The organism is Pseudomonas sp. DE0157, assembly GCF_007678615.1.
Classification (GTDB): domain Bacteria; phylum Pseudomonadota; class Gammaproteobacteria; order Pseudomonadales; family Pseudomonadaceae; genus Aquipseudomonas; species Aquipseudomonas parafulva_B.
In genome coordinates, this window is sequence record NZ_VEJN01000003.1 from 272,017 (window position 1) to 294,773 (window position 22,757).

21 protein-coding genes and 2 pseudogenes are annotated in these 22,757 nt (G+C 60.4%); 14 read left to right on the forward strand and 9 right to left on the reverse strand.

The window, feature by feature from the left end:
• Positions 1-9 precede the first annotated feature (9 nt).
• The gene (locus tag FS777_RS06650) at positions 10-1,032 is read right to left on the reverse strand and encodes a zinc-dependent alcohol dehydrogenase family protein (protein WP_145254583.1); all 1,023 of its coding nucleotides are present in this window, start codon (positions 1,030-1,032) and stop codon (positions 10-12) included.
• A 204-nt stretch (positions 1,033-1,236) separates the two neighbouring features.
• Between FS777_RS06650 and FS777_RS06655 the strand changes: the two genes are divergently transcribed.
• From FS777_RS06655 to FS777_RS06685, 7 genes and pseudogenes are all read left to right on the forward strand, one after another.
• The gene (locus FS777_RS06655) at positions 1,237-2,151 is read left to right on the forward strand and encodes a LysR family transcriptional regulator (RefSeq protein WP_058605121.1); all 915 of its coding nucleotides are present in this window, start codon (positions 1,237-1,239) and stop codon (positions 2,149-2,151) included.
• Between the two features lie 346 nt (positions 2,152-2,497).
• Positions 2,498-2,797, forward strand: coding sequence for a His-Xaa-Ser system protein HxsD (hxsD, locus tag FS777_RS06660; RefSeq protein WP_058639357.1), 300 nt, complete (start codon positions 2,498-2,500; stop codon positions 2,795-2,797).
• Positions 2,794-4,281, forward strand: a complete 1,488-nt coding sequence (gene hxsB, locus FS777_RS06665; RefSeq protein WP_058639358.1) for a His-Xaa-Ser system radical SAM maturase HxsB — start codon at positions 2,794-2,796, stop codon at positions 4,279-4,281. The genes hxsD and hxsB overlap by 4 nt, the downstream gene beginning before the upstream one ends.
• Positions 4,281-5,516 carry a His-Xaa-Ser system radical SAM maturase HxsC gene (gene hxsC, locus FS777_RS06670; protein WP_058639359.1) on the forward strand — a complete coding sequence of 412 codons (1,236 nt, stop codon included), beginning with the start codon at positions 4,281-4,283 and terminating at the stop codon, positions 5,514-5,516. The genes hxsB and hxsC overlap by 1 nt, the downstream gene beginning before the upstream one ends.
• Complete coding sequence (gene hxsA / locus FS777_RS06675; RefSeq protein WP_058639360.1) at positions 5,513-6,121, forward strand: His-Xaa-Ser repeat protein HxsA; 609 nt, start codon at positions 5,513-5,515, stop codon at positions 6,119-6,121. The genes hxsC and hxsA overlap by 4 nt, the downstream gene beginning before the upstream one ends.
• Before the next feature lie 51 nt (positions 6,122-6,172).
• Positions 6,173-6,331 carry a hypothetical protein gene (locus FS777_RS21640; RefSeq protein ID WP_230379465.1) on the forward strand — a complete coding sequence of 53 codons (159 nt, stop codon included), beginning with the start codon at positions 6,173-6,175 and terminating at the stop codon, positions 6,329-6,331.
• Positions 6,332-6,425: 94 nt separating this feature from the next.
• Positions 6,426-6,935: pseudogene (locus FS777_RS06685) on the forward strand (LysR family substrate-binding domain-containing protein); the annotation flags it as partial.
• 123 nt (positions 6,936-7,058) lie between these two features.
• Here the strand turns inward: FS777_RS06685 and FS777_RS06690 are convergent.
• Both FS777_RS06690 and FS777_RS06695 read right to left on the reverse strand, forming a co-directional pair.
• Entirely contained in the window at positions 7,059-7,244 is a 186-nt protein-coding gene (locus tag FS777_RS06690; protein ID WP_058639361.1) for a DUF1289 domain-containing protein, read from the reverse strand.
• 100 nt (positions 7,245-7,344) lie between these two features.
• On the reverse strand, positions 7,345-8,667 hold the full coding sequence (locus FS777_RS06695; protein WP_145254586.1) for an APC family permease: 1,323 nt from the start codon (positions 8,665-8,667) through the stop codon (positions 7,345-7,347).
• A gap of 269 nt (positions 8,668-8,936) precedes the next feature.
• Between FS777_RS06695 and cyoA the strand changes: the two genes are divergently transcribed.
• The 4 genes from cyoA to cyoD are packed head-to-tail and all read left to right on the forward strand — an operon-like array spanning position 8,937 to position 12,749.
• A complete protein-coding gene (cyoA, locus tag FS777_RS06700; protein ID WP_178091249.1) occupies positions 8,937-9,818 on the forward strand; it encodes a ubiquinol oxidase subunit II in 882 nt (293 codons plus the stop codon).
• Between the two features lie 4 nt (positions 9,819-9,822).
• Entirely contained in the window at positions 9,823-11,796 is a 1,974-nt protein-coding gene (gene cyoB / locus FS777_RS06705; protein WP_145254592.1) for a cytochrome o ubiquinol oxidase subunit I, read from the forward strand.
• Between the two features lie 3 nt (positions 11,797-11,799).
• Positions 11,800-12,411, forward strand: coding sequence for a cytochrome o ubiquinol oxidase subunit III (gene cyoC / locus FS777_RS06710; RefSeq protein ID WP_058639365.1), 612 nt, complete (start codon positions 11,800-11,802; stop codon positions 12,409-12,411).
• The gene (gene cyoD, locus FS777_RS06715; protein WP_371921600.1) at positions 12,408-12,749 is read left to right on the forward strand and encodes a cytochrome o ubiquinol oxidase subunit IV; all 342 of its coding nucleotides are present in this window, start codon (positions 12,408-12,410) and stop codon (positions 12,747-12,749) included. The genes cyoC and cyoD overlap by 4 nt, the downstream gene beginning before the upstream one ends.
• Before the next feature lie 50 nt (positions 12,750-12,799).
• On the opposite strand, the gene FS777_RS06720 is transcribed toward cyoD, so the two are convergent.
• On the reverse strand, positions 12,800-14,032 hold the full coding sequence (locus tag FS777_RS06720; protein ID WP_145254595.1) for an MFS transporter: 1,233 nt from the start codon (positions 14,030-14,032) through the stop codon (positions 12,800-12,802).
• Between the two features lie 70 nt (positions 14,033-14,102).
• The gene (locus FS777_RS06725; protein WP_100851348.1) at positions 14,103-14,780 is read right to left on the reverse strand and encodes an RraA family protein; all 678 of its coding nucleotides are present in this window, start codon (positions 14,778-14,780) and stop codon (positions 14,103-14,105) included.
• Positions 14,781-15,001: 221 nt separating this feature from the next.
• On the opposite strand from FS777_RS06725, the gene FS777_RS06730 reads away from it, so the two are divergent.
• From FS777_RS06730 to FS777_RS06740, 3 genes are all read left to right on the forward strand, one after another.
• Complete coding sequence (locus tag FS777_RS06730) at positions 15,002-15,979, forward strand: hydroxyacid dehydrogenase (protein WP_058639369.1); 978 nt, start codon at positions 15,002-15,004, stop codon at positions 15,977-15,979.
• A gap of 73 nt (positions 15,980-16,052) precedes the next feature.
• The gene (locus FS777_RS06735) at positions 16,053-17,381 is read left to right on the forward strand and encodes an MFS transporter (protein ID WP_145254598.1); all 1,329 of its coding nucleotides are present in this window, start codon (positions 16,053-16,055) and stop codon (positions 17,379-17,381) included.
• Positions 17,382-17,480: 99 nt separating this feature from the next.
• Positions 17,481-18,401, forward strand: a complete 921-nt coding sequence (locus FS777_RS06740; protein WP_058639371.1) for an amidohydrolase — start codon at positions 17,481-17,483, stop codon at positions 18,399-18,401.
• Positions 18,402-18,494: 93 nt separating this feature from the next.
• On the opposite strand, the gene FS777_RS21385 is transcribed toward FS777_RS06740, so the two are convergent.
• The 4 genes and pseudogenes from FS777_RS21385 to FS777_RS06755 all read right to left on the reverse strand — a co-directional run.
• Entirely contained in the window at positions 18,495-18,653 is a 159-nt protein-coding gene (locus FS777_RS21385) for a hypothetical protein (protein WP_165919269.1), read from the reverse strand.
• Positions 18,654-18,670: 17 nt separating this feature from the next.
• The gene (locus FS777_RS06745; protein ID WP_145254601.1) at positions 18,671-19,786 is read right to left on the reverse strand and encodes a catalase family protein; all 1,116 of its coding nucleotides are present in this window, start codon (positions 19,784-19,786) and stop codon (positions 18,671-18,673) included.
• A 90-nt stretch (positions 19,787-19,876) separates the two neighbouring features.
• Positions 19,877-22,231 (reverse strand): FdhF/YdeP family oxidoreductase, encoded by a 2,355-nt coding sequence (locus FS777_RS06750; RefSeq protein ID WP_145254604.1) that lies wholly within the window; start codon positions 22,229-22,231, stop codon positions 19,877-19,879.
• 307 nt (positions 22,232-22,538) lie between these two features.
• A pseudogene (locus tag FS777_RS06755) lies at positions 22,539-22,757 on the reverse strand (hypothetical protein); the annotation flags it as partial.

The window sequence follows — 22,757 nt, forward strand, 5'->3', positions numbered from 1 at the left end:
AGTGGCTTGTCAGGCTGGCGTGAGGTCCAGAACCACGCGCCCGCCGCAAGGGCACTGGTCCATGTACCGATGGGCGTCGACCACTTGCTCGAACGGATACACCTTGATGATCTGCGGCGTGAGCAGCTTATCGGCCGTGAACTGGTTGATGTCGCGCAATGCCCTGTGCAAGGCCACCTGGTCCTGGCTGATGCCCAATTCAGGCTTGCCTGTGAAATTACCAATACAGTGCACGTAGAACTGAATGTTCTTCTGGAATGCAGCACAGGCCGGGAATGGGGTCTGGTTGCCGCCTTGCAGGCCATACAGCACCAGGCTGCCACGCGGGGCCAAGACATCACCGAGCAACGACATCTGTGGCCCACCCAGGCCATCGAGCACCATGTCTACACCGCGACCTTCGGTGTACTTGCCTACCTGCATCACCAGGTCCTGCTCCTCGGTGACGATCACTTTGTCAGCGCCCAGGCCGAGCAGATAGTCACGCTGCTCGCCATCCTTAGTCGCGGCAAACACCGTCAGCCCAAGCGCCTTGCCCAGCTGCACGAACGCCGGGCCCGCGCAATGACTGGCATCGGTGACCAGTGCCGTCTGCCCACTTTTTGCACGGGCCAGATCGACGTACGCAAAATAGGCGATCAGCAGCGGCGTATAGTGCACGCTCGCTTCGATCGGTGTCAGCACCTCGGGATAGCGGGTGATGGCTGAACGGGGCAAGAGGATGACGTCACCGTACACCGGGTGATCGTTGGCACTGGTGGCCGGGAAGCTCGCGACCCTGTCACCGACCACGATGTCGTCGACCGCCTCGCCCACCGCCGTCACCACGCCGGCCATTTCATGACCTATACCGGCTGGCAGCCGTGCACGGGAGGACGCCAGGTTCTGGCGCCAGAGCACGTCGTACCAGCTGACACCGATCGCCTCGACGCGGATTTGCACCTCACCGGCGGCGGGCATCGGCTCGGCCTGCTCCTCGCAACGGAGCACATCCGCAGCGCCGAACTTGTGGAACCGAATCATGCGGGACATCGCCTACCTCGCCTCGTGAAACATCAATTACCACTGACTCTATCCGGGCTTTACCCATCAGACCAGCCGCGGTCATTAATAGTCGACATGCCTGTCATCGATTGGGCCCTGCATTTTCCCTGCAATTGGCCCCCTGGATGGGTGCAGGTTACCAGCCTTTGGCCTTAATATTCACCCCTGCTCCTTTTCTGGCGAAGCGCCCCGATGAATCGAAACGACTTGCGTCGCGTAGACCTCAACCTGCTGATCGTGTTCGAAACGCTCATGCACGAGCGAAGCGTGACCCGTGCAGCGGAAAAGCTGTTCCTCGGCCAACCCGCCATCAGCGCCGCCCTGTCGCGCCTGCGCAACCTGTTCGATGATCCGCTTTTTGTGCGCACCGGCCGCAGCATGGAGCCTTCGGCCCGCGCCAACGAAATCTTCGCCCTGCTTTCGCCTGCGCTGGATTCGATTTCCACGGCCGTCAGCCGAGCGGCCGAGTTCGATCCAGCCACCAGCAACGCCGTGTTTCGCATCGGCCTGTCGGACGATGCCGAATTCGGCCTGCTGCCCCAGTTGCTCAAGCGCGTACGCGCCGAAGCGCCAGGTATCGTGCTGGTGATACGGCGCGTCAATTACCTGCTGATGCCCACCTTGCTGGCCTCCGGTGAAATTTCGGTCGGCGTCAGCTACACCAGCGAACTGCCCGCCAATGCCAAACGCAAGGTGCTGCGCCGCAGCCGGCCGAAGCTGCTGCGGGCCGACAGCGTACCGGGCAGCATCAGCCTCGATGATTTTTGCGCAAGGCCCCATGCCCTGGTGTCGTTCGCCGGGGACCTGTCGGGCTTCATCGACGAAGCCCTGCAGGCGCTTGGACGCAAGCGCCACGTGGTCCTGGCCGTGCCGCAGTTCAATGGCCTGGGCAGCCTGCTGGCCGGCACCGACATCGTGGCCACCGTGCCCGATTACACGGCCGATGCCCTGACAGCGGCCGGTGGGTTGCGGGCTGAAGAGCTGCCGCTGGAGGTGCGCAGTTTTGAATTGCACATGGCCTGGCGTGGGGCGCAGGACAATGATCCGGCGGAGCGGTGGTTGAGGTCTAGGATTCAGATGTTTTTTGGGGATCCTGAGAGTCTCTAGTCGCCGCCGGATAGGCTGTTCGGCTGATCATTCCTGCCTTTCCACAAACCATGGAGCTCTATTTACTTCCAGTGGATTGCTACATTGGGAGGCATATTTGAGGGCATGCTATGAATGGTTTGAAAAGGATGCCCCCAGCCTGAGGCCAAGCAGGTTATAGATGGTGATGGGTGGACTGAGGGAGATATGAACCCGCGACCCTACCCCGCCTCAATGACCGAGCCGTAGCGAGCTCACCACCCGCCACACTGGACAAATGCGTGCAAATGTAAAAATTATGATGGCATAATGCCTCTTCAGCCGGCAAAATCCACATGCTCCCAACAGATTTGAAGGACCGGTTCCGATGACATGGCCAGTCACGCTGAAACTCGACAGTGCAGCCTACCCGCTCAGCGTGGTGCAACGCGCCGCTTATTCCCTGGCCGACACTGTCACGATCCAGGTCGGTATTGAAGCCAATCAGATAAGCCTCACGGCCCACCCCGCTGAAGCAAGGCTAACGCTTTCCTCGGAGCAAGCTCACTCGTTGATCCTCCAGCATCTGAACGACTTCGCCCTACGCGACCATATCAACCGCGAAACAGCAGGGTTGCGCGAAGTCCTGGCCCGAGCCGCGCTCGCTGGATGTGGGATTTCTCAGTGACACTGATCGCGACAGACGCCAAGCACTACCGCTTGCTACCTTTTCGATTCATGCGCATGAACACGGGAAATGACCGTGACATCCTGCTCACCTCCGATACCGGTGAGTACATGCACGTGAACGACGCGCAATTACGAGCCCTCAGTCAGTTCCACGTTAAAGCAAGTACACCTTTTTACAAGGACCTGCTGGCCCGCCACTTCATCTACGAACCAGGCCGCCACGACCCGTTCCCGGAAATGGCCGCGCAATATCGGAGCCGAAAGGACTTCCTCCTCCAGGGCCCTGCACTGCACTTGTTCGTAGTTACATTGCGCTGCAACCATACCTGCCAGTACTGCCAGGTATCGAGGGCCCCTCTGGGAGGATCCGGCCACGACCTGTCTGAAGCAGATGCACAGGCGGCGGTCGATCGCCTGTTCGAATCTAACGCTCCCGCTTTGACTGTGGAGTTCCAGGGTGGCGAGCCGCTTCTGGCCTTCGAGCGCGTCCGCCAGATTGTTGAATGGGTCGTTGAACGGAACGTGGTCGAACAAAGGGATATCCAGTTCGTCATCACCACCACGCTGCACCATCTGACGGACGAAATACTCGACTTCGCAGAACAAAACCGCATCCAGTTTTCGACCTCGCTCGATGGGCCGGCGCCTTTACACAATGCCAACCGCCCTACCCCGTCACGAGACTCCTACGAACGCACTGTAAAAGGTATCCAGTGGGTCCGTGAGCGCCTTGGCCATGATGCGGTTTCCGCGCTGACCACGCTGACTTCAAGAAGCCTCGAACAACCTGAAGCGATCATCGATGAGTATGTAAGTCAGGGCTTCTCCAGCGTCTCGCTTCGACCTCTGAGCCCTTATGGGTTTGCCACCAAGAGTGCACATCGACTTGATTACCCTATTGAACGATACCTGGCCTTCTACAAGAAGGCACTGGCCTATTTGCTGCATATCAACCAACAGGGTGTATATCTGTCAGAGAGTTATACGAGCCTGTTGCTGAAGAATATCCTGACACCCTTCTCCTCTGGCTATGTAGACCTGCGCTCCCCTGCTGGCGCAGGCACTGCGGCGCTGGTTTACAACTATGACGGTTATGTCTATCCCTCGGACGAAGCCCGAATGTTGCTGGAGATGGGTGAGGACGGCTTGAGGCTCGGCACCGTACAGCAACCCTTGTCTGAATTACTCGCATCGCCCGTCATGAATGCGTTGTTCGCCAGTGGCGTGGCAGAAGCGCTGCCGGGCTGTTCCGACTGCGCACTTGTCCCGTACTGTGGTGCTGACCCCGTCGAACACTATGCCCGCCAAGCTGACCCGATCGGACACCGAGTATTCAGTAGCTTCTGCAAGAAGAACATGGGACTGCTGAAGCATCTTTTCGGCCTGCTTTGCGATGGCGACGACAATGTGCATAGGGTGCTGCTGTCTTGGTTGAACAAGCGCTCTTACAACGATGTCCGGTTCCCGGGTTACAGGGGCTGATGGTGATGCTGCGTAAAGATACCCACTTTGAAATCCATCACCTGGATGAGCCGAAGCTACTCAAGGTCATCACTCTGGATGAGTTCATCGAACAAGGCCTGGCTGTTTGTGCCGGAAGCGCTGAGTTCGGTGACCTGCTGCTTTGGTTGCCAAACGAAGAACGGCTACGGAGCCCGCATCTGCTCTCATTACCAGTGGGTGGATTCCTGATCCCGGAGCCATTGATCGGCGACCTCGACAGCGCGCGGCCACATCTGCACACCCCCAAAGATGCTGATGTCGTGCAGCCCGGCGATGTCATTGCCATCACACCAGGTAACACGTTGGTGCGAGTGCTCTATCGACGAGGCTCAGACAGCAACCTGCTGTTTATGACCGATCGTTGCAACAGCTTCTGTCTGATGTGCTCGCAGCCCCCCAAAGATATCGATGACCGTTGGCATGTCGAAGAGAACCTACGGCTGATCGACCTGATGGACTCGAGCGAGGAAAATCTGGGAATCAGCGGCGGAGAACCAACGCTTTATCGCGACGGCCTGCTGGAAATCCTGGCCAAGTGCAAAGCCGTTTTGCCTCAGAAATCCATTCATGTGCTCAGCAACGGCCGTCTGTTCCAAGACCCGAGCTGGATCGCGGCGCTCTCAGCCATCGGCCACCCTCAGTTGAGCTGGGGCATCCCGCTGTATGCCGACAATGCCGAAGACCATGACCATGTGGTACAGGCTCCAGGCGCGTTCAGCGAAACCTTGCAAGGTCTTTACAACCTGGCACGCGCCAACCAGATCATCGAGGTACGCGTGGTGCTCAATCGCCTGACCACACCACGCTTGCCCGAACTCGCTCACTACGTGTTCAGGAACCTGCCCTTCGTGCGGCATGTTGCGCTGATGGGTATCGAAAGTACAGGCCTGGCCAGGAAGCACTACGAAGAATTGTGGATTGACCCGCTAGACTATCAAGAGTCGTTGAGCCAGGCCGTTTATTTCCTGTTCAACCGCGGCGTGCCGGTTTCGATCTACAACCTACCCCTGTGCCTGATTCCGGCCGACCTCTCGCGTTTCGCCCGTCAGAGCATCTCGGACTGGAAAAACCTGTTCATTGATACTTGCCAGCAATGCGCTGCCGTCAACCATTGCTCTGGCTTCTTCAAATCCCACACCGACCGCTGGCAAAGCCGCGGCGTACAATTACTATCGACCGAGGCCTTTAGCGCCTATGCAAGGAGTGCACAGTGAAACTGCTCGACCGCTGGAAAGTCCTGATTAGTGGGATCAGCTTGCTGCCAATGGCAGGTACCACCCTGGCCCAGGCGGGCCATCTGTCGCTCGCCGATGCGAACTGGCAACCCAACGACAAGCTACAGCCCCCGGTATTTGCCGATACGCTCAATGCGCCAGATACCGTGAACATCTATGCAGCACATCGCTCGCACAGTTCACACCGGTCCCACAGTTCGCACAGTTCTCACTACAGCGGCTCGGGTGGCTATAGCGCACCGCGCTACTACAGCCCACCCGCTACCCATACCCGAAGCTACAGCGCGCCGAGTGCTTCGAGCAGCAACTCAAGCAGCAACAGCCTTTATCAGTCGTCTGGCACCACCAGCGGGACAAATTCGAGCACTTCAAAGCGCCGCGCGACCAATGAGCAGAAAAGCAACCTGGTCACCCGTGTGCAGACCGCGCTGATGGTGCGTCAGTATTACCAAGGCGCCGTTGATGGGGTGATGGGCAAAGCGACACGCGGTGCGCTGATGGCCTTTCAGATGGACAGTGGGCTGACCGTGAATGGTCGGATGGATACGCCCTCGCTGAATGCGTTGGGGATCAAGATTCCATAAGTCGCTTTGAGGCTAGAGCTAGCGTCCGTTCAGCAACGAAGGAATTATCCCATGCAGCGCATCACTCAAGTCGACAACACTGTCTGGGCATTGGTCAGCCGCCCGCAAGGCAAGGAAATGCAAACACCGTCGCGTAGCGCCCGCTTCCGTGTCGCGACTGTTGATGCAAATCGCGTTGTGATTGAGACCGGATCGGAAGACTCGCAGTAGGCGCTGACTCGAGCAGCTTTCCAGCAAACGTTGGACTACCTCCCCGGTAACAATCATTTCGGCCAAGCACAAGCTGTGGAAATCAGCTCCAACCATTGTCTTCATGCGCAAGTTGCCGATCTCGGCGGAAAACGTCGAGTCACGCTTGTTGCTGGACGAAGAGATCGTGATGGCCCTGCCCGCCCAGCACCCGAAGGCAAAGGGAGGGCACATCGACTTGAGGGACTTTGCCGGGGAAGATTTCGTATTTACCCCTGAAGCGCTGGGCACTGGCTATCACAGCCAGCTGACCGCCTTGTGTGAAGCCGCCGGTTTTCACCCCAAGGTGGTGCAGGAGGCCGCGCAGATTCATACCTTGATGGGCCTGGTGGCCTGCGGTTTCGGCGTTGCTTTGGTGCCTGAGTCGATTGCCAATTCGATCATGCGCGACAAGGTAGTGTTCCGCCGTCTCTACCCCGTGACCGCCTCCCCCAACCCGGCCATCGGCCTGTACATGAGTTGGAACACCCACAACGAATCACCGTTGATGGACAGCTTCATTTCCATGCTCGACTTCAACGTCGCTCCTCAGCTCGAGGGGATGCTGGCCGCTCAGGTCAGTTAGAGCGCCAGCTGATAATTCTGGGACCAAGCGGCAAGAGACTATCCGGTTGATATTCGCGGATCGGTCGTCCAGTGAATGGCATCTACCGACCGTTACCTGCTTTCAGCCAACCCTGCACACCGCTCAACCCTTCCCTTTCTTCTTGATCTTCTTCAAGCGAGCAGCTGCTCTCTCGACCGTCGCCTTCTTCTCAGAGCGCTTCATGTTTCGCCAGCCTTTAATCTCCTCCTTGCTGCGCCCGCAGCCCGTGCACACTTCATGCTTGAGCTTGCAGCTCGACACGCAAGGGCTTTCAATCTCTTTGGCCATTGAAGAGTTCCTGATGATTGGCTGCACACGTCTGCGCGAGGGCGCGGTTCGCCAGATAGCGGTTGGACATCCAAAGCTCGCACATGATCGCATGCTCCAGTCACTGCCCCGCATCCCCCTCGCTGACGGTACGACCAAAGCCCTTGCCCGCCAGCCAGTGCAACACCGCACCCAGTCCCAACAGCGCCCCTGCCCTCAGCCAGTTTTCGAAGGGCTGCTGACCCAGGACCAGCAGGCACGACAGGATACCCAACACAGGCACCACCGGATGCACCGAGAAATGCTCGGCATCGACCTTGTCCTTCTTTAGCACCAACACGGCCACGTTCGTGCTCAAAAAAACGAACAACAGCAAAAGCACGACGGTTTCAGCCAGCACTTCCAGCGAGCCAGTAAAGGTCAGCACGATGGCCAGCAGCGTGGTCGCGGCTATCGCATAACCAGGGGTACCGCGGTTGGGTAGCACCTGGCCCAGCATGCGCGGCAGCATGCCATCGCGGGCCATGCCCCAGGTCAGACGGCTGGCCATGATCATGGTCAACATGGCGCCGTTGGCCACCGCCACCAGGGCGATGATGGCGAATACGCCGTGGGGCAGCCCAAGTTCTGCGTTGTGCACGATGTCCATCAAGGGCGTCTTGCCGTCGATCAGTGCTTGCACTGGCATCACCAACGCAGCGCCGGCGCCGACAGCCAGGTAAACCAGGCCGGCCACCAGCAAGGCCGCGAACAGCGCGCGCGGGTACGTCCGGCGTACGTCCTTGATCTCCTCGGCCAGGTTGGCGGAAGTCTCGAACCCCACGTACGAGTAGAACGCCAGCAAGGCGCCGCCCAGTATCGCAGTTGCCGGGCCCTGATCACCGAAGTCCAACAAGCGGGCAGGCTCGGCCTGCCCTTGGCCGCTCAACACCGCCACCGCGATGATCACCAGCACCAGGCCGTTGAGTTCGATCAGGGTCATGACCAGATTGGCGCTTAGCGACTCCTTGATACCCCGGGCGTTGAGCATGGCCATCAGCACCAGAAACAGGGGCGCCAGCACCGCCGAAGGCCAGTCGATGAATACGCGCAGGTATTCCCCTGCAAACGCCAACGCCAGCCCGGCAGCACTGGTGATGCCTGCCGCCAACATGGCGAACCCCACCAAGAAAGCCAGCAAGGGCGAGCCGAACGCACGCCGTGCAAACACGGCCGCACCGCCGGCCCGGGGGTATTTGCTGACCAGCTCGGCGTAGGACGCCGCCGTCAACAGGGCGAAGAACAGTGCCAGGGCCAGCGGGGCCCAGATGGCGCCACCGGCCCGGTCGGCGATGGCGCCTGCCAGCGCGTATACGCCAGCGCCCAATACGTCCCCGAGGATGAAGAACACCAGCAACGGTAGGGTGATCACGCGTTTGAGTGAGGCAGTTGCGTCACTGGCCATCATGGCGCTCCATTCGTCTGGGCAATGGCGCTGTGACTGAGTACCCGCGCGCAAGGTTCAGTGCCCTTGCCCAAATGGCGCGCCAACCCCACCGTCCCATGGACTTAAGTTCCCTGGCCTGCGCTGCCATTCGTCGACTAATCGAACATTCCAAAAAACCTTGCTAGCACGGGTTTCCTCTCACAGGTGATAGCCGAAACATCTGCCAACAAATATGGGACGCTCACATGGCCAGGGAACCGAAAACGGCAAGCCGACTGCTTTGGATAATGGCGCTGGGCACTGTGGCACTCCAGCTCTCGGGCTGCGACATGGTGTTATTCAACCCCAAGGGGCAGGTGGGGCTCGAGCAACGCAACCTGATCATCCTCGCCACCCTGCTCATGCTGATCGTGGTGGTACCGGTGATGATCATGGCGCTGGTGTTTTCGGTGCGCTATCGGGCCTCGAACGAAAAGGCCCGCTATACCCCCGACTGGGGCCACTCGCGGCTGATCGAAGCGGTGGTATGGGGCGTACCACTGGCCATCATCATCGTGCTGGGCGTCGTCACCTGGCGCTCGACCCATGCGCTGGACCCGTACCGGCCGCTGGCATCCGATACCCCGGCGCTCAAGGTCCAGGTCATCGCCATGGACTGGAAGTGGCTGTTCGTCTACCCCGAACTCGGCATTGCCTCGGTCAACGAGATGGCGATGCCTGTGGACACGCCCGTCGACTTCAGGGTGACTTCCGACGGGGCCATCACCTCGTTCTTCATCCCAGCCCTGGGCGGCCAGATCTACGCCATGGCCGGGATGCAGACACGGCTGCACCTGATCGCCAACCATGCAGGCGACTACACGGGGATCGCCGCCAACTACAACGGTCCGGGGTTCTCGGACATGCACTTCAGGGCGCTGGCCCTCGACCCGGCAGGCTTTGAAGAGTGGGTCAAACGCACACGCGCTGCCGGGCGCCAGCTCGATGGGGCTGCCTACACGCAGTTGGCCAAGCCCAGTATTGCCCACCCGGTAGAACATTATGGCCAGGTCGAGCCGCACCTGTTCCAGTCGCTGATCGACAAGTACCAGGGCGTCAACCGCTCCCGCGAGGTCGAGCGCCGGCTTGGCGATTCCCAGGGCGAGAGCACCCAAGGCAGCAAGGAGTAAGACCATGTTCGGAAAACTGACCTGGGATGCCATTCCCCTCCACGAGCCGATCATCATGTACACGCTGGCCGTCGTCGGGCTGCTGGGCCTGGCGGTCGTGGGGGCCATTACCTACATGGGCAAATGGAAATACCTGTGGCAAGAATGGTTCACCACCGTGGACCACAAGCGCATCGGCGTGATGTACATCGTCGTCGCCTTGGTGATGCTGCTGCGCGGCTTCGCCGACGCGTTGATGATGCGCACCCAGCAGGCCATGGCCTCGGACGGCTCGCCCGGCTACCTGCCACCTGAGCACTACGACCAGATCTTCACCGCCCACGGGGTGATCATGATCTTCTTCATGGCCATGCCGTTCGTGGTCGGGCTGATGAACGTTGTGGTACCCCTGCAGATCGGCGCACGCGACGTGGCCTATCCATTCCTGAACGCCGTCAGCTTCTGGCTGTTCGTCTCCGGCGCTGTACTGGTGAACCTTTCGCTGGGCATTGGCGAATTTGCCCGCACAGGCTGGGTGGCCTATCCCCCGTTGTCGGGCATCGGGTACAGCCCCGGGGTGGGGGTGGACTACTACATCTGGGCGCTGCAGATATCCGGGGTCGGCACCCTGCTCACCGGGCTGAACTTTTTCGTCACCATCTTGAAGATGCGTACCACCGGCATGACGCTGTTTCGCATGCCAGTGTTCACCTGGACGGTATTGTGCACCTCGATCCTGATCCTGGCTGCCTTTCCCATCCTTACTGCCACCTTGTTCATGCTCACGCTCGATCGCTACTTGGGCATGCACTTCTTCACCAATGAACTGGGCGGCAACCCCATGATGTACGTGAACCTCATCTGGGCCTGGGGCCACCCCGAGGTGTACATCCTCATACTCCCAGCGTTCGGTATCTTCTCGGAGGTGGCCTCGACGTTCTCGCGCAAGAAGCTGTTCGGCTACTACTCCCTGGTGTGGGCGACCATCGTCATCACGGTGCTGTCGTTCATCGTCTGGGTGCACCACTTCTTCACCATGGGCGCCGGGCCCAACGTGAATGCGTTCTTCGGCATCATGACCATGATCATCGCCGTGCCCACCGGGGTGAAGATCTTTACCTGGTTGTTCACCATGTACCGGGGCCGAGTACGTTTCGAGACGCCGATGCTGTGGACGGTTGGCTTCATCGTCACCTTCAGCATCGGGGGCATGACCGGGGTCCTGCTGGCGGTGCCTGGGGCGGACTTCCTGTTGCACAACAGCCTGTTCCTCATTGCCCATTTCCACAACGTGATCATCGGCGGCGCGGTCTTCGGCTACCTCTGCGGCCTGACGTACTGGTTCCCCAAGGCCTTCGGTTTCAAGCTCTACGACCCCTTGGGGCGTGCTGCCTTCTGGTGCTGGTTGGCTGGATTTTACTTTGCCTTCATGCCGTCCTACTTCCTGGGGTTCATGGGCATGACCCGGCGCCTGAATCACTTCGACGTACCCGAGTGGCGGCCCTTGCTGCTGCTGGAAATGCTCGGGGTACTGATCATTCTGTGCGGCGTGGCCTGCCAGGTCATGCAACTGGTGGTGAGTATCCGCAAACGTCATGAGAACCGCGACACCACAGGCGACCCCTGGGACGGGCGTACGCTCGAATGGGCGACCGCTTCGCCGCCCCCGTTCTACAACTTCGCCGAACAACCGGTCGTGGGCGGCATCGACGCGTACTGGGGCATGAAGGAGAAAGGCGTGAAAACCCTGGCCGAGATGGATTTTCGCAAGATTCACATGCCTTGCAACACCAGCCTGGGCCTGGTGCTAGGCGTTCTGTCCACGGCGCTGGGCTTCGCGTTGATCTGGCACATCTGGTGGTTGGTCATCGCCAGTTCATTGACAGTCATCGCCACCCTGATCGTGCGCAGTTACGACCCCGATACCGACTACTACATCCCGGCCGAAGAGGTCGAACGGATGGAAACCGAGCGGCGCCAACGGCTGGCGGAGGCCTGAATCATGTCCCATGTCGTGCACAACGAAACGGCCCGCGAGCAGGAGCATGGCCACGAAGACGCAGGCTCCCTGAGCCTGTTCGGCTTCTGGGTCTACCTGATGACCGACTGCATTCTGTTCGCCACCCTGTTCGCTACCTACGCGGTGCTGGGCCAGTCTGTGGCAGGTGGGCCCAGCGCGGCGGACATCTTCGAACTGCCCTATGTGCTGGTGGAGACGTTCCTGCTGCTGTTGAGCAGCATCACCTACGGCTATGCGATGCTCGCCAACCACCGTCGGGACAAGCGCTGGGTATTGCGCTGGCTGGGCGTCACGTTTCTCCTCGGCCTGGGCTTCATCGCCATGGAGATCAACGAATTCCATCAGCTGATCAGCGAGGGCGCAGGCCCTGAACGCAGCGCGTTTCTGACGGCGTTCTTCACGTTGGTGGGCACTCACGGCCTGCATGTGCTGGTGGGATTGATCTGGATGGCCCTGTTGATGATGCAGGTCCATCAACGCGGCCTGACCTGTGCCAATGCCACACGCTTGAGCTGCCTGAGCCTGTTCTGGCATTTCCTGGACATCGTGTGGGTATGCGTGTTTACCGTCGTCTACCTGTTCGGGGTGATCTGATGAATCGTCAAAGCCATGTGCCTAGCAGTGCCGGCGCTAGCCAGAGCAGCCACCGTTCCTACAACACTGGGTTCGTCCTGGCCGCCCTGCTCACCCTGCTCCCCTTCGGGCTGGCCATGTACCCCAGCCTGCCGCGTCACCTGACCTTCATCGCTGTGCTGGTGTGCGCCCTGGTTCAGATCGTGGTGCACATGGTGTTTTTCCTGCACCTGACCACAGCACGAGAGCAGCGTTGGAACCTGGTCGCGCTGGTGTTCACGGTGGTGATCATCACGCTGTTGGTGGGGTTGTCGCTGTGGATCATGTACTACGTGCACTACAACATGCTCGGGTTATGACGTTCTTCCCATTCAGGCTGGTCTGCCAACAGCAGGCCAGCCCGGCGCGTTTATGCAGCCCGACGGTTGCGCCATGCACAAGTCCCCGCCACACCCAACAGCAACACTGCCCCGGCTGCACCCAAGGTAGCCGGGGCGCCAACCCGAGCAGCCAGCAGCCCGGCGGCCATTCCGCCCAGTGCCTCGAAGCCGAAGCGCATGGCGATGTAGAACGCAATGACACGTCCGCGCAAATGGCCTGGCGCTTGGCTCTGCAGCTGCATGTTGGTGCTCACGTTGCTCAGCGTGATGCCGAAACCCAGCACCACCAGGGCAAACAATGCCAGCTGCAACTGACCTGCCCAGCACAACCCCAGTAGTGCCAGGGCGCAAAGCCCTGCGCCCATTTCGATGAACTGGCGAAGGCGAGGCAAGGCTCCGCCCACCGCCAGCACCAGCGTGGCCACGAACGCGCCCGCGCCCGCCGCGCCCCAAAGCCAGCCCAGCACCCGTGCGTCACCGGCATACACACTCTTGGCCAGGATCGGCAAGAGCGCTGCATAGCAGGATGCCAGGAGGTTGACCATGATGACGTTGAACAGCAATTGCCTGACGCCTTGCTCGCGCCATAGATAAGCGAGGCCCTCACGGAACACTTGGGCGGTGGAACCTGTAGCCCGAGGGCTGGCTTTGGCTTGCACCTTCAGCAACCCAACGAGCAAGGCGGTGAAAGCAACGGCGGTCAAGGCAAAGCACGCCGCCTCCCCTGCCACGGCAATCAAGCCACCGGCCAATGGCGGGCCGACGAAGCGGGCCGCGTTGATGAGCATCGCGTTTAGCACCAGCGCATTGGGCAGGTCTGCCGGGTCATCCACGAAAGAAGCAATCAGGGCTTGGCGCAGTGGCGTTTCGACGGCGTTGAGCAAGCCCAGCAGCAACGCCATGGCGGCGATGAAAGGGCCATCTACCCAATGCGTCCAGGTGGCCAGCCCAAGCACGGCTGACTGCACCACCAGTATCGACTGGACGACGATCAGCAATCGGCGCTTGTCATGGCGATCGATCCAGGCGCCTGCCAGAGGACCGATGACCAGCTGCGGGGCGAGGGAAAGGAAGGTGATCAGCCCCAGCAATACGGCTGAACCGGTCAGGTGATAGGCCAGCCAGGACAGCGCGACTTGCTGGACCCACTTGCCCAGGGTGGAAACACCCTGGCCTGCGAAGTAAACCTGGAAGTTGCGGTGGCCCAATGCGCGTACCGCAGAGGGCCAACGGGTACGAGGGGGCGGCGTCAGGTCTGACAAGTGAGCAAGTCCTCAGGTGAGAAGCCGCCGCCATTGAAGGATCTTGCTCGTACCACGTGCGGGTCGATCCTCAGCCTGGCAGCAGGCAGCCTTTCTTTTTCAAGGATTCCAGGACCCAGGTGCGGTCATTGGTACCTTGAGCGATATGTTCCATTTGCGCCGTTTCGGCAGCGTGCTTGGCCGTGGCGCGTTGGTAAACCTCTGCGACATGGGCATAGGGTACGCACAGCAAGCCGTCATCGTCACCGATGATCAGGTCCCCAGGTTCGATCACCATGCCATCGATGGCGATTGGCACATTGATCTCACCCGGTCCGTCCTTGTAAGGGCCGCGGTGGGAAACACCGGCAGCGAAAAGGGGGAAGTCACCGGCCTTGATGCTTCCGGCATCGCGGATTGCACCGTTGATGACGATGCCGGCTACACCACGCTTTACAGCGTACGCCACCATCATCTCGCCGATCAGTGCATTGGTCAGGTCGCCGCCAGCATCGACCACGATCACATCCCCTGGCTCGGCGATGTCGATGGCGTAATGCAGCATCAGGTTGTCACCAGGGCGGGCCTTGACTGTCAGCGCCGCGCCGCACAGCACACCTTCCCGGTGCATGGGACGCAAACGCGCACCACCGGCCGTCATGCGATTCATCGAATCGCTGACGTTGGCCACCGGCACCTCACGGTAGCGCGATACCCATTCATCACCGATTTTGCGCGTGCGTTCAAGCACCTGGAAACCAATGCTCATGTGACCTTCCTCTCTTGGATTTATTGGGCGCGCCCCAGGTGAACCAGAACGCCATTTCAGAATGGCATTTCATTAAACGCATTTCAAGGATTTTGAATGCCGTTAATTACGGAATCTGATTGACGATAAACTGTTGTTGCAACGCCGTTTCATTATGCTAGGTTATTGGTGAGAGCACTCAGTGCAGTCCTACCGTCTTGAACAAAAACAAGGTATCGACGATGTCCCGTACCCTTCTGCTGACCGGTCCGGCGCTGGCCGACCAAGCGATGCGCCTGGCCGAACAACACGCCATCCGCGTCATCCCCACCACGCCCTATCTGCCCGAGCAAGAGCTCGAAGCGATCATTCGCGCAGAGCAACCCGATGGCATCATCGTGCGCCAAGGCAGCCTAACCCGCGCCATGATCGACGCCTCCAGCGCATTGAAGGTGGTGGCCAAGCATGGGGTTGGCTACAACACCATCGACATCCAGGCCGCCGCCGACCGTGGTATTCCTGTCTCCATCGCCGTTGGGGCCAACGCCCAATCAGTGGCCGAGCACGCTTTTGCGTTGATGTTCAGCGTCGCGCGCCAGACCGCCTTACTCGATGCGCGCATGCGCGAAGGCCACTGGGACAAGGCCACTGCCAACGGTATGGAATTGGCGGGCAAGACCCTGGGCTTGGTCGGCCTTGGCTCGATTGGCGCGATCCTGATGGACTTGGTGGCGCCGCTGCGCATGAAGGTCAAGGTTTACGACCCTTACCTACGGCAACTGCCCGTGCGTGACCACGTCGAGCGCGAAGAGGATTTCGATCGCTTGCTGGCCGATAGCGATATCATCAGCCTGCATTGCCCGCTCACGGACACCAACCGCAACCTCATCGGCGCCCAGCAACTTGAGCGCATGCGTCCCGGCTCCATCTTGATCAATACCGCACGTGGCGAGCTGGTCGATACCGATGCACTGGTGCATGCGTTGAGCGAACGCCGTATCGGGGGTGCCGGCCTGGACACCTTCCACCCCGAACCGCCTCCGGCCGACAGTCCGCTGTGGGGCCTGCCAACCCTGGTCGCCACACCTCACATCGGGGCCAACACCAGCGAAGCCCGGGACCGCGTAGGCCTGGTTGCCCTGCAGCAAGTCCTCGATGCCTGGGACGGCAAGGCGCTGGACCCGCGCTGTGTGGTGAACCGTCACCTGATCGATAACTGATTGCACCTGCGCCGGCTGGTCCGGCGGCACGGACCACTGCGTAACTCCAGAAAAAAAACAATTGGAGAGCACCATGAAACCAGCCTCAACCCCGCCCAGCGAGCTCGAACGCGCCACCATGCGCCGTGTTGCCTGGCGCCTACTGCCCTTTCTGATCATCTGCTACCTGATCGCGATCATCGATCGCGGCAACATCGGCATGGCATCGTTGCAAATGAACCAGGACCTGGAGTTGTCAGCCAAGGTCTTCGGTTTCGCCAGCAGCTTGTTCTTCTTCGCCTACTTTCTGGTGGAAGTACCCAGCAACCTGGCCATGCAGCGCTACGGTGCGCGCATCTGGATCGCGCGCATCATGATCACCTGGGGGCTCATCTCCGCCGGTACCGCCTTCGTGCAAGGCGCCAACTCGCTGTATGTGATGCGCTTTCTGCTGGGCGCAGCCGAGGCCGGGTTCTTCCCTGGGGTGTTGCTCTACCTCACCTACTGGCTGCCGTCGGCGTATCGCGCGCGCATGGTGGCGCTGTTCATGGTCGCCATTCCCGCCGCCAACTTCATCGGCTCGCCAATTTCGGGGCTGCTCTTGAGCCTGGACGGCTGGTTGGGCATGCGCGGCTGGCATTGGCTGTTCATCCTCGAGGGCATCCCGGCGGTGCTGCTGGGTATCGCCTGTCTGTTCGTACTCACCGATCGGCCTGAACAGGCCAAATGGCTGAACGACGAGCAACGCGGCTGGCTCACCGGGCGGCTGGCCGAGGAACGAGCGCGGAAGACCACCATCGGTCATATCTCGCTGTGGAAGCTGCTGCGCCACAAGGACATCTGGGTGCTTGCGCTGATCTACTCGGGCGCCTCGGCGGCCGGCAGCACCATGAGCGTCTGGGCGCCACAACTGCTCAAGACGTTCGGCCTGAGTTCCATGGAGATCGGGCTGGTGAACGCTATTCCGTACGGCGTTGCCTCGATCCTGATGGTCATTTGGGGTCGCAGCTCCGACCGCACCGGTGAACGTCGCTGGCACACCGCGATGACCATGTTGCTGATTGCGGCCGGCCTGCTGATGACCCTGTTCACCTCGTCGCTGCCGGCCACGGTGGTGATGCTGACCATGGTGCTGGTGGGGGCCTACTCCATGAAAGGCCCGTTCTGGGCACTGGTGTCGGGCTGGTTGTCCTCCTCCACTGCAGCGGCTGGGCTGGCTGCGGTCGGCGCCATGGCCAACCTGATCGGAGGTGGCTTGATGGTCAACGTGTACGGCGCCATCCATGACGCCACGGGCAGCTATGCCCTGGCGCTGATGCCACTGGCGGCGCTGTGCACGCTGGCCGGGGTCATGGTGTTGGTCATTGGCCGCAAGCGTCAGGTGGAACAGGCGCAGGCCGCAGGAACGTTGGCTACCAAGTAGAAGCCGCCTGGCGTTCGATTGGCGTCCATGGCACGCACGACGTGCCGTGGAGCCGGTGAAACCGGTGCCAAGTCAAAACACAACAAAATAGAGGCTGTAATGGCTTTATCACGTCGAAGATTTCTTCAGGCGACCGGTAGCCTGAGTGTCCTGGGTGCAATGGGCGCTGCGGCCAGCGTCCCGTACAGTCAGGGTGAAGACCGTCCGCGTCTGGTCCCGCCTTCCGGCAGCGTGGACTGCCACATGCACCTTTACGACAGCCGCGTCCCAGCGGCACCGGGTGCTACCTTGTTGCCGCCGGACGCGTCTTTGGACGACTACCGCCAATTGCAACGCCGACTGGGCCTGCGCCGCATGGTCATCGTCACGCCTTCGACCTACGGTACGGACAACCGTGTGATGCTCGAGGGACTGGCCCGCAGCGGTACAGATGCACGGGGCATAGCCGTCGTCGCCAGCACCGTCAGCGATGAGGAGCTTGCTCGCTTGCACGGGGCAGGCGTGCGGGGCATTCGCTTCAACCTCAGCACCGGTGGGCAAGCGCTCGACGGCATCGAGCTGCTCGCGGCGCGGGTGAATGAGTTGGGCTGGCACGTACAACTGGCCACAGGCCCGCTACTGGCCGATATCGCTCCACGGCTGGCTGCGCTGCCTGGCAAGGTAGTCATTGATCACATGGGGCACGTACCACAACCCGAGGGTGTTCTGTCGCCTGCCTTCAAGGCGCTGGATGGGCTCATGCAACAAGGTCGCACCTGGGTCAAACTTTCTGGTCCCTACCTGCGTTCCAAAACGGGCGCTCCCCATTTTGAGGACGTGGGCCTGGTGGCACGCAGGTTGATCTCACACTACCCTCAACGCCTGCTATGGGGCAGTGATTGGCCGCACCCCACCCAGTCCCTGCAGAACAAGCCTGATGATGCCGCATTACTGGATACCTTGCTTGACTGGGCACCGGATGACCAGGTTCGGCAGCTGATCCTGCGGGATAACCCCGTGGACCTGTACGGCTTCGCCTAGCGCTCGCGCTTAGCCTCGCACGACCCGGATCGCCTACACATCGATGCTCTACACACTGGCGCCGCCGCTGCTCAAGCGACGGCGCCAGTGAACTCAGAGCGATTCGCCGTCGTCCTCGATATCCATCTCAGCCTCAGCTGCCTCCGTGGCATCCGCGTCGTTGAGCGCAGGGGAAGTGGGTTTCAACGGATCGTTGATATACGGCACATCGCTTGGGCCTTTCTCTTCAGTGCCCGCGGTTTCTGGTTGCATGGCGTACTCTCCTCGACTTATAGGCTCGGCCCTTTGAAACCGGGCTCATGGATTGGGCAACCATTGTGCTGCCCACGAAAATTTGCCGACATTTCATAGGCCGGCTTGCGCACTCGCATCACGCCGCCCAACGGCCTGTGCGCCGCCAAGCCGTGCCAAGGGCTGAACGCCATGCCGTCGTCGATAAGGCGCACATTCTCTTCGCTCCACGCGGCTTGAGGCTTGACCTCCAAGGTGGCCACGCTCACATAAGGGCTAAGCGCTTCGGGCCACTGCTTGGATGCATCTTCGATCGGCATCTGATCTAGATCGGTGGCCAACTGCACCCGGACTTCCCAGACGCCACCCTGGCTTGCAAAAAACGCCTCCACCGCGTGGCGCAGCCCGTCTGTGTCGTCTTTGAGGTCCACGACCTGATCGGTCAGCGCAGTCAAGGCCGTCGACACGGGCACTACCGCAAGTTTTGCGTAGTAAGGGCCATAGAGCACAGGTACGACGGTGCTGAAGCTTTCGCCAAGAATGTGGGTTTGAGGATGCCCGCCAAGGCTTTTGAGGGTGCCGCTCTCGCCGCCAAACGCTTCGACCACCTTTTCTGCACCGCGCAGCACGGCGGACAATGCCTTTTTGGTACCCGGGGCTTTGTCAGTGGTCTTGGCGAGCAACTTCAACGTCTTGAGAAACGCCTTGGGGTCTGGCGCGGTGAAGGCTTTGGCATTCTGCATGACAAAGTCCTGCGTGACTTGCCCTTCACTGCCTGGCAACCGCGGCCCTTGCACGCCTACGATTTTGAGCGCCAGCCCCCGTGGGGTGGAAACCTTGTCGTCGAGGATGTCACCTGGGTTGGTGGAAAACCGCAGGTAGGCATCGAACTCACCGGGTGTGGCGAAGGCTCCCTGAGCGAGCTGCGCAGGCAGCCCCGGCGCCACCTTCAGTGTGCCGCGCAATAATCCATGTGCTTTGGCATGAACGCCCCGATTGGCGTGACCATTGTCATTGAAGGTGATCTCCATGATCTGACGCAGCGTATCCTGCAACGCCTGGCTGGTCTGTGCCTCATCCTCGGGAATCTGCTCAAAACCGGGCTCGAAAGGCAATGGCACTACCATCGCGGAGTCATCAGGCAGCTTGTTCATTACGGCGCTCCTGTCGTCTAGGGACGAACAATGGAATGGATTATCAACGTATAGCCTGCAAGGCCCTGCATGGCCCAACCTTCAAAGCGCTCAATTGATCTGATCGTGTGCCGGCACTGCCTTGCTCAGGTCATCAGCGGACGGCTCCACCTTGCGCAGCGTAACCGGCACGCATTTGGCGGCGGGCACCTTGCTTCGTTCAGCGTGATGCCACAGCGGGATCAGGGGATTGCACTCGGGGTAGTAAGCGCCGGCGCAGCCCTCCGGAATGTCATAGGCGATGATCTGCAAAGGACCCACTTCTCGCACCACCTTTGGCTCGACAGCGGTGCGTAGCAGCACCCAATCGCCTGCAGCCAAGCCCAACCGAACCACATCGCTGCGATTGAGGAACACGACGCTGCGGGTACCTTTTACGCCGCGGAAACGGTCGTCATAGCCATAGACGGTGGTGTTGAACTGATCATTGCTGCGCAGCGTCATCAATTGCAGCACATCATGCGCCGAAACAGTGGGCTGCAAGTCGTCGTCCTCATCAAGGCGCTGGGGCGCCACGAACTGGGCTTTGCCAGACGCGGTCTGCCACTCCCGCTTGGCCGCGGGCAAGGGCCTATGGAAGCCGCCGTGCTCCCACATGCGGGTCTCCATGTCGTGAAATATCTCGGGGTAGACCTGGCTAATCGCTTTGCGAATCAATGCATAGTCGTGTCGCCAAGCATCCCAGTCGATGGTAGTTCGCTGACCCAAGGTCGCTTCAGCCAACCCGGCAATGATCGCCACTTCGGAGCGCAGTTGCTCGCTGGCCGGCTCGTTGCGGCCCTGCCAGGCGCGGATGCAGCCGGTACTGTCCTCGGTGGTATAGACCTGCTCCACCCCGTCCTGACGATCCGCTTCGATGTGCCCCAGGCAGGGCAATAACCAGCCATGTCGTCCTGGGAACAGATGCGTGCGATTGAGCTTGGTGGCCACCTGGACGTTCAGCGTCAGCGTCTGCCAGGCCGCCTCCATGCGCTGGGTGTCGGGGATCGCCCGCAGGAAATTACCACCCAGGCCGATGAAGGCCTTGACCTTGCCCTCAACCAGCGCCTGGCAGCAGTCCACCGTGGCCATGCCCTTGTTCGGCGGGACCTGCACGCCAAACAGCGCTTGCAGTTTTTCAGCCGGAACCTTGCCCGGGTCTTCCGTGATACCGACCGTGCGCTGGCCCTGCACATTCGAGTGTCCGCGCACTGGACAGATGCCTGCGCCAGGCTTGCCAATGTTGCCGCGCAGCAGCAACAGGTTGACCAGCATCTGCACGTTGTCTACACCGCGTCGGTGCTGGGTCATGCCCATGCCGTAGACGATCATGACCTTGCTGCTGCGGGCATAGACGGTGGCTGCAGCTTCCATGGCAGCGCGCCCGAGACCGGACTGACGCTCCAGGGTCGCCCACTGATGGCCCTGAACGTCCTCTCGCAGCGCATCCAACCCGTCGGTGTGCGCCTGGATGAACGCATGGTCCAGAACGGCCGGCTTGCCCTGCTCATTTGCGTGCTGCTCCATCGCGAGCAGGGCCTTGATAATCCCCATCACTGCAGCCAGATCACCCCCGACCCTGACCTGGTGATATTGAGTGCTGATCACGGTCGAGTCAGGCCCCAGCATCTCACTGGGAGATTGTGGATTGACGAAGCGCTCGAGCCCCCTCTCACGCAGTGGGTTGAAGGTGATGATGGGCACATCGCGCTTGCGCGCTTCCTGCAGCGGGTGAAGCATTCGCGGGCTGTTGCTGCCCACGTTCTGGCCGAAGAAGAAAATGCAGTCGGTGTGTTCGAAGTCTTCCAGCGTGACGGTGCCGACAGGTACGCCGATACTCTCCTGCAGCCCGACCGATGTACTCTCATGGCACATGTTCGAGCTGTCCGGGAGGTTGTTGGTGCCATAGGCACGGGCGAACAGCTGGTACATGAACGAGGCTTCCAACGACGCCCTGCCCGAGGCGTAGAACACCGCTTCGTCAGGCGTCAGGGCTTGCAGCTGTTGGCCAATTTGCTGATATGCCTCTGCCCAGGTGGTGACTTGGTAGCGATCGCTGGTCGGGTCGTAGCGCATGGGATGGGTCAACCGGCCTTGCTGCTCCAAGGCGTAATCGGTCCATGTGCGCAGCGCTGACAGGGTATGGGTGGCGAAGAATTCCGGGCCGGTGCGGTGGCGGGTGAGTTCCCAGGCAGTGGCCTTGGCGCCGTTCTCGCAAAATTCCAGCGCGTGTGGGTTGCCAGGCTTGGCCCAAGCACAGCTGACGCAGGCGAAGCCGTTGGGTTTGTTCTGTCTGACCAGTGCCATGGGTGCCGTGGTGAAGGCTTGTTCACGCCAGAGTATGCTCATGACAGAACGCGCCGACCCCCAACCGCCTGATGCATCTTGGTAGGGCTTGTATCGCGCTTGAGGGTGGATAAGCGACATGGCCGCCTCGCTGTAGTTATGTCTGCATATTTCGAGGCGGAGTGGGAGATGGAAGTTCAAGCGTGCATGGTGTCTGCTGGCTAAGCGGCGGGAGGCGGGAGGCGGGAGGCGGGAGGCGGGAGGCGGGAGGCGGATGGGAGCTTATTACAGGGGTCCGCCGCAGGTTGGCCCTTTTTATGATATCTACCCAATAAATGCCGGGGGCCGCTGTGCGGCCCATCGCGGCCGGTCCGGCGCCCCGGCAAGACCGCTCCTACATTAGGAATGAGGCTATCTGCAAGCAATGCGCAATGTAGCGTTATGCAACTTAGACACGCTTAGAATCTATTCTTCTCAGATTATTGCCGTTGCCGTTGCCGTTGCCGTTGCCGTTGCTGTTGCTGTTGCTGTTGCTGTTGCTGTTGATCTTGATCTTGATCTTGATCTTGATCTTGATCTTGATCTTGATCTTGATCTTGATCTTGCTTTTGATCTTCGCGACTTCAGAAGGCCGAACGCAGGTCTTGCGGAGGGAGGTGACAGGCAT

Coding starts and splice junctions, on each gene's coding strand:
- FS777_RS06650 (WP_145254583.1), bottom strand. CDS start 1,032: ATGTCCCGCATGATTCGGTTCCACAAGTTCGGCGCTGCGGATGTGCTC.
- FS777_RS06655 (WP_058605121.1), top strand. CDS start 1,237: ATGAATCGAAACGACTTGCGTCGCGTAGACCTCAACCTGCTGATCGTG.
- hxsD (WP_058639357.1), top strand. CDS start 2,498: ATGACATGGCCAGTCACGCTGAAACTCGACAGTGCAGCCTACCCGCTC.
- hxsC (WP_058639359.1), top strand. CDS start 4,281: ATGGTGATGCTGCGTAAAGATACCCACTTTGAAATCCATCACCTGGAT.
- FS777_RS21640 (WP_230379465.1), top strand. CDS start 6,173: ATGCAGCGCATCACTCAAGTCGACAACACTGTCTGGGCATTGGTCAGC.
- FS777_RS06690 (WP_058639361.1), bottom strand. CDS start 7,244: ATGGCCAAAGAGATTGAAAGCCCTTGCGTGTCGAGCTGCAAGCTCAAG.
- FS777_RS06695 (WP_145254586.1), bottom strand. CDS start 8,667: ATGGCCAGTGACGCAACTGCCTCACTCAAACGCGTGATCACCCTACCG.
- cyoA (WP_178091249.1), top strand. CDS start 8,937: ATGGCGCTGGGCACTGTGGCACTCCAGCTCTCGGGCTGCGACATGGTG.
- cyoB (WP_145254592.1), top strand. CDS start 9,823: ATGTTCGGAAAACTGACCTGGGATGCCATTCCCCTCCACGAGCCGATC.
- cyoC (WP_058639365.1), top strand. CDS start 11,800: ATGTCCCATGTCGTGCACAACGAAACGGCCCGCGAGCAGGAGCATGGC.
- FS777_RS06725 (WP_100851348.1), bottom strand. CDS start 14,780: ATGAGCATTGGTTTCCAGGTGCTTGAACGCACGCGCAAAATCGGTGAT.
- FS777_RS06730 (WP_058639369.1), top strand. CDS start 15,002: ATGTCCCGTACCCTTCTGCTGACCGGTCCGGCGCTGGCCGACCAAGCG.
- FS777_RS06735 (WP_145254598.1), top strand. CDS start 16,053: ATGAAACCAGCCTCAACCCCGCCCAGCGAGCTCGAACGCGCCACCATG.
- FS777_RS06740 (WP_058639371.1), top strand. CDS start 17,481: ATGGCTTTATCACGTCGAAGATTTCTTCAGGCGACCGGTAGCCTGAGT.
- FS777_RS21385 (WP_165919269.1), bottom strand. CDS start 18,653: ATGCAACCAGAAACCGCGGGCACTGAAGAGAAAGGCCCAAGCGATGTG.
- FS777_RS06745 (WP_145254601.1), bottom strand. CDS start 19,786: ATGAACAAGCTGCCTGATGACTCCGCGATGGTAGTGCCATTGCCTTTC.
- FS777_RS06750 (WP_145254604.1), bottom strand. CDS start 22,231: ATGTCGCTTATCCACCCTCAAGCGCGATACAAGCCCTACCAAGATGCA.